Source organism: Deltaproteobacteria bacterium (assembly GCA_016874775.1).
In the GTDB taxonomy this organism is placed as follows: Bacteria; Desulfobacterota; Binatia; order Bin18; family Bin18; genus VGTJ01.
The window spans coordinates 1-5,477 of sequence record VGTJ01000265.1; the positions used below are offsets into that span (position 1 = coordinate 1).

The following is a 5,477-nucleotide window of genomic DNA, read 5'->3' on the forward strand; positions in this document are numbered from 1 at the left end:
AAGGGCCCGCTGGCGCCGCCGCGCAAGTTGTTTGCCTGTTCCGAATGGTCGCATGTCCTCATTATCGCCCAGTCCTCGGGAATACGAACATTAATTTTTGAAAGTTCAGTAGATGTAGCGGATGAGAAACCCGAAGGGACGATTTTCATTATCCCCTTGCGCCTAGAAGATTGTGCGGTTCCCGAGCGACTCAGCCGGTGGCAGGCTGGTCGCCTGTTTGTCGAACGTGGCTATGAACGGCTCATACAGGCACTGAAAATTCGCGCTGATGCGTTGGGTGTCTCAGTGCAAGAGATTCCGAAGTTAGCCCGAACTATCACCAACAGCATCGGCATGGAACTCATTCTCATTCCGGCTGGCGAGTTTCTCATGGGTTCAGTGGATGGATACGATCCTGAGAAACCAGTACGGAGAGTGCAGATCAGTCAGCCTTTCTATCTGGGCAAATATCCGGTGACGCAAGCGCAATGGCAAGAAGTGATGGGTAATCACCCGAGTCGTTTTACTGGCGACCTGAATCGCCCAGTTGAGCGGGTCTCATGGGACGATGCACAGGAATTTTTGCGCAAGCTTAGTGAGCGCGAAAAAGGTAAACCCTATCGCTTGCCGACTGAAGCGGAGTGGGAATATGCGGCACGAGCGGGAACAGCCACGGCATATTGTTTTGGCGATGACCCAGAGCGACTGCCTGAATACGCGTGGTACGACAAAAATTCTGCAGGCACGACTCATCCGGTTGGCCAGCTTACACCCGATGCCTGGGGACTATACGACGTGCACGGCAATGTCTGGGAGTGGGTGCAAGATTGGTTTGTTGCTGACTACTACCAACTGCGTCCGAATCCAGACCGTGATCCGCGAGGACCAGATAAGGGAGATTATCGTCTCCTGCGCGGTGGTTCGTGGGATAGCGAGGCCGGGCCCGTACGCGTAGCCGGCCGCAGCTGGGTCGGGCCGGGCTACTGGAGTGCCAGCGTTGGATTTCGCTGTGCCCAGTAGTTTTTTGCTGTGCTGGATTCTGAGTTCTGCAATGCTGGATTCTGGGGTCCAGGGGCGAGAGCCCCTGGTCGCGTCGGAGGGCTCTACGCTATAATGGCCGCGCAACGAATCATTGCCCAGTAGAACTGGAGAACCTGAAGGAGCAGACTATGTCGTTGGTTCACATTTTGTTAATTTGCCTAGCGGCGTTGGCGACTGCGTATGTGGTGTATGGCAAATTGGTGGTCTCGCGCTTTTATAAGCTCGATTGTGATGTTGCCACTCCGGCGACCCTCTATGAAGATGGACAAGATTTTGTTCCGACCAGCCGTTTTTATCTGCTGGCGCAACACTTTTCGGCGATCTCGGCGGCAGGGCCGATCTTTGGTCCGATTATCGCCGGTCTGATGTTTGGCTGGTTACCGGCGCTGTTGTGGATTGTTTTTGGATGTATCTTCATCGGCGCGGTGCATGATTTCTCGACGTTGATTGGTTCCGTACGACACAAAGGGGCGTCGGTTGCCGAAGTCGTCCGTCTGCACATCGGCAACCGCGCCTTCTATCTGTTCCTGGGCTACATCTGGTTGTCGCTCGTGTATGTGTTGACCGCGTTCACTGATGTCACTGCCAGAGCGTTTACCAGCGACGTACCGATTCTTGGGGTAAACGGCGAGCAGATTGGGACGATTCTTGGCGCTGGCACTGCATCGAGTAGCGTCATGTACCTCGGGCTTGGGGTGCTCCTTGGTGCGCTCCTCAAGTTGGTGGAGTCTCGCACGCCGCAAGCGGAAGGGCAGGGGAATGGGAGTGGAGTGTTGCAGAATGGGCTGCTGATTATTGGATTGATCCTAGTCGGTGTGGTGATCTGGCTGGGACAAGTGCTGCCCCTGTCGCTGACTGGTTTTGCCAATCCGACACAGGTGTGGTCATACCTCATTCTGGCGTACTGTGGCATTGCCAGTATCTTACCTGTGTGGTTACTACTGCAGCCGCGTGGTTTTTTAGGAGGAGCGTTTCTCTATACGATCCTCATTGGCGGGCTCATTGGGCTCATCCTTGGTGGTGTACAAGGGACGCATGTGTTGCAGTATCCTGCATTTTTGGGATTCACTAACGAAAAGTTAGGACCACTCGTACCGTTTTTGTTTATTACCATTGCCTGTGGCGCGTGTAGTGGTTTCCACGGCATGGTGTCCAGCGGGACGACAAGCAAGCAGCTCAGTTGTGAATGCGATGCCTCTCTCGTCGGGTATGGTGGGATGCTCATGGAGGGGGTGGTAGCGTTGCTTGCGCTTGCCTGCGTGATGGTCCTTATTCCTAGTGGGCAAAGCGGAGGCCCTGATGCGGTCTTTGCTACTGGTATCGGCAAGTTTCTCAGCTCGCTCGGTATTCCACTCTCATTTGCTGTGAGCTTCGGCATGCTGGCGTTTGCAACGTTCGTGTTTGATACGATCGATGTGACGACGCGTCTCGGTCGATACCTGTTGCAAGAACTGTTTGGCTGGAAAAGCTTGGCAGGCAAGACTGTGGCAACGCTTCTGACCCTGGCTGTTCCGGCAATCCTCTTAGGGTTGACGATGATTGGTCCTGACGGCAAACCCATCCCTGCTTATCTGTCGATCTGGCCGGTGTTTGGTGCGAGTAACCAATTGTTAGCAGCGTTGAGCTTGCTTGGCTTGTTTATTTGGTTGATTCGTCATGAGCGGCAACAGAAGGCGATCTTCTTAGTCGGCATTCCCATGGCTTTCATGATGACCATGACATTATGGTCACTGGCAATCGTCATCCAACGCTGGTTGACCGGCATTGGTGCTGCGACTCGTACCGTTGTCGACCCGATTGGCATTGCCTCTGTGTGTCTTTTGGTGTTGGCGGTTGGCCTGATTACAGAGGGCGTTGCCGTGTTGCGTAAGCCGCTTGCGGTTTCGACTGAGGCTGAACCCGGGCTGGTTCGCTAAGCGGCGGTCTGTGTACGAAGGCTAGGGTTATTGCGAGCTTCTTTCAACGAGTTCAGGACAGGCTACGTAAAGCCGCTCTCATCTAACCGATCTCTTCTTTCCTGCTGAACGCTGCTGTGATCGTTCACTCGTCCTATCCGTTCTTTACCCTGTTGGCTTGTCAAAAAGTAGTTCTTCTTTTTCTCCCCTTTGGGAGATCTTGGCCTTGCTTTTTCTCTCTCTTCTAGTAACTTACGGCCTCACAGTCCTAAAACCGGGGGATGTCCTGTACTGATCTCCTCCTCTCTCGGTTTTGTTGAGCTCTGTTCGTATCCAAGAGGAAGGAGCCGGGGCATGGGGCATTGGGCATGGACGTTGGGGCAAGGGCAGAAGGGACAGGGGCGAAACAACTCAATCTGGCCGGGGTTGTTAGCGTTCATTGTCTTGTACGGCGCAGCTCTACTGTTACCGGCGGCTGCTGCAGCACAAGGCACGCAGACTTTCATAAAAAGCTTGTTCAATACGCCAACGAATCGTCAAACTGGCGACTCGGTCGTCTATCGTTTCGCGATTTCCTGTAGCAGCTTATCTGGGAGTTGCGGCAGTTTGTCAATTAGTGACATGCTCCCAACGCAAGTGGAAGTCGTCGATTGCACTGGCCCCAACGTGACTCCGCCGATCAATTATAATTGTCCTGCCGGTGGTAGTAGTATTACCATCACCCGCTCTGTCTTCAACGATGGCGATAGTTTTCTTATTACTCTCAATACCCGCGTGCGCTTGGATGCCGTAGCAGCAACTAATGTTATTAATACCGCGTCGAGCACGATTACCAATCCGTCAACTCCAGCTAATGGTACGGTCAACTCCAGTGCTAGTCCGATCAATATCCAAGCCGGGACTCCGAACTACGAGTTACGCAAGCAACGCATCGATCCAGCGCCACCACTGAGGATCGCGGCGGGTACGCAGGTCAGCTATCGGGTCCAACTGTGCTCACTTTCTGCCATCGGCAACGTGAATCTGAGCGCGGCCTCACTCTCTGATGCATTTTTCGCTGGAGCATCCTTTGTTACTGCGTCAGGCAGCGGAACGAACAGCAACCCGATTACCTGGAATTTAGGCCCAATCGATCTTGCTACCTTGTATGCCGGACAACCGTTAAACTCGGTGCAGTGCATAAGTCGGACGTTTACCATTGCCTATCCTAGCGGATTGGCGAACAATACACCCGTTAATAACACTCTCGATGGGTCGATTTACACCGGTTGGTGGGAGTCCCACTGATCTAACGCAAGTCGTGCTTAGTGATCTGATTGGCCCTCCCACTGGCGGTGCCAATCTCAGCAAATCCGGCCCGGACCTCTTTCCTCCCGGCCAGTTGGTGTGGTCGCTCGGGGTGAATAACAACAACTCGAACGTGCCGCTCGATAACTTCGAGGTAATCGATGAGTTGCCTATACCCGATGGGATGGCTACTCCTCCCCGTTCTGGCCCCTTCGATGTTGTCAACGTCACGAGTGGCAGATGGCCGGATGGCTCGGCGTTTGGCTACAACATCGTTGCCGATCTGGCGTATTCAACTGACGGGACATCCTATACGACGTTTGCTACTGGAGTTACTGCTAGCGCAAACACGACATATTCGCCACCAACTCTGCCCGCGAACACGACCCACATCCGCTGGTCATTCCGTAATACCAACACTGGAGCCCCATTGAACTTGCCAGCGACGCAGGTTCCTCGTGGCTTTTCCTTTACGACAGCGCCGCAAATTCGACAGACAGTGGCCGGAGCTCCGTTTGGGACGGTCGCTCGTAACTGCTTAATGGCTACGTTTGTGGCTGGTCCCACTCCTGGAACGGCAGGACCCACCTGTGACGATATCAATCTTGAAGAACAGACTCCGGCAATTCGGCTGCTCAAGGACCGATTTGGTACTAGCGGTGGTCAGCAACCAGGCGATGAAATCCAACTGCGACTACGATTTCAGCACATTAGTGGCGATACAACGGGTAATATTGTCACCCCGACCATTGCCGATCTCTTACCTCCAGCATTGGAATTTGTCAGTTGGGATACCTATACAGGGCCGAGTGGGCAATCCCAACCGAATTTACAAGTGTTGCCCAACTTTAATGCGACCGGGCGCACGTTGCTTCGCTGGACATGGTCGGCCTCTGCACCCGCTGGATCGCAGCAGTTGAACGGCTCTCCTGGCGTGGCAAACGCTGAGAACTTTGAGCCGAGCATTGCCGCGGGAAGTATGCCAAACATCGTGTTTACCGTGCGGATTCGTGCGGGAACGGTGGCGCAGACGCTCGTCAATACCGCCGCAATCTTTGATAACGGTCCGCGCTTTACCTGTGGAACCAATGGCACTGATACCAGCGACCTGGGCAACGATAGCAATAGCAACGAACTTGTCTGTACCGACCCAGCCAACATCGTCATTCCTAGCTGAAACCACGGCCGCTGGCCGTGCGACCCGAAAAGCTTCGGAGCGATCCGGCGTGCAGGCCCGTCACGCACCCCATAGGTTCTCCTCCCAGGAAGGTCCGC

Annotated in this window: 4 protein-coding genes; all 4 read left to right on the forward strand. The window is 54.2% G+C overall.

What is annotated here, in order from left to right; genetic code table 11:
- Positions 1 to 333 precede the first annotated feature (333 nt).
- The 4 genes from FJ147_26825 (at position 334) to FJ147_26840 (ending at position 5,379) form a co-directional block, all read left to right on the forward strand.
- On the forward strand, positions 334 to 999 hold the full coding sequence (locus tag FJ147_26825; protein ID MBM4259501.1) for a formylglycine-generating enzyme family protein: 666 nt from the start codon (positions 334 to 336) through the stop codon (positions 997 to 999).
- Positions 1,000 to 1,148: 149 nt separating this feature from the next.
- A complete protein-coding gene (locus tag FJ147_26830) occupies positions 1,149 to 2,936 on the forward strand; it encodes a carbon starvation protein A (protein MBM4259502.1) in 1,788 nt (595 codons plus the stop codon).
- Between the two features lie 333 nt (positions 2,937 to 3,269).
- Positions 3,270 to 4,202 carry a hypothetical protein gene (locus tag FJ147_26835; protein ID MBM4259503.1) on the forward strand — a complete coding sequence of 311 codons (933 nt, stop codon included), beginning with the start codon at positions 3,270 to 3,272 and terminating at the stop codon, positions 4,200 to 4,202.
- Positions 4,165 to 5,379, forward strand: a complete 1,215-nt coding sequence (locus FJ147_26840; protein ID MBM4259504.1) for a hypothetical protein — start codon at positions 4,165 to 4,167, stop codon at positions 5,377 to 5,379. The genes FJ147_26835 and FJ147_26840 overlap by 38 nt, the downstream gene beginning before the upstream one ends.
- Positions 5,380 to 5,477 lie beyond the last annotated feature (98 nt).

Excerpts from the sequence above, each read along its gene's own strand:
- FJ147_26825 (MBM4259501.1), top strand. The coding sequence starts at position 334 with ATGGAACTCATTCTCATTCCGGCTGGCGAGTTTCTCATGGGTTCAGTG.
- FJ147_26830 (MBM4259502.1), top strand. The coding sequence starts at position 1,149 with ATGTCGTTGGTTCACATTTTGTTAATTTGCCTAGCGGCGTTGGCGACT.
- FJ147_26835 (MBM4259503.1), top strand. The coding sequence starts at position 3,270 with ATGGGGCATTGGGCATGGACGTTGGGGCAAGGGCAGAAGGGACAGGGG.
- FJ147_26840 (MBM4259504.1), top strand. The coding sequence starts at position 4,165 with ATGGGTCGATTTACACCGGTTGGTGGGAGTCCCACTGATCTAACGCAA.